This window comes from Pseudomonas sp. UBA4617, from assembly GCF_002386445.1.
Lineage (GTDB): Bacteria > Pseudomonadota > Gammaproteobacteria > Pseudomonadales > Pseudomonadaceae > Aquipseudomonas.
Map to the genome: position 1 here is coordinate 1 of NZ_DGIR01000032.1, position 404 is coordinate 404.

At 62.6% G+C, this 404-nt stretch carries 1 pseudogene; it reads right to left on the reverse strand.

Annotation, left to right across the window (positions count from 1 at the left end):
- Positions 1-404: pseudogene (locus tag B4L76_RS14080) on the reverse strand (hypothetical protein); the annotation flags it as partial.

The following is a 404-nucleotide window of genomic DNA, read 5'->3' on the forward strand; positions in this document are numbered from 1 at the left end:
TCCTGGTCCGTTCACTGAGGTGCTGGCCAAGCGCATTTCCCGCACTGTTGGTCGCGGCCAGCAACTGGCCGACGGCATCCTGGATCGGCTTGATCATCAACAGCTGGCCGTCGGCCGTCCCGGCGATGCCCTTGATGATGTCGTGCACCTTGCCGAAGTCGTCCCCGGACAGCGCAGCGACCACTTGCTGCATCAGCCCCTGGTGCTTGGCCAGCAGTGCCTGGTACAGCAGGCTCTGCTCGTCCTCCAGCAGTTGCTGCCAGACATGCTGGGTCATCCCGAGCGGTTGACCTTCCTGAGGCAGGGGTTCGCTGGGGCCACCGGCCAGGCAGGCCGCCATCATCTGGATGAAATATTCGACCGAAACAGGGTCTGCCGCGTCATAGTCGAAATAACCGATCTGC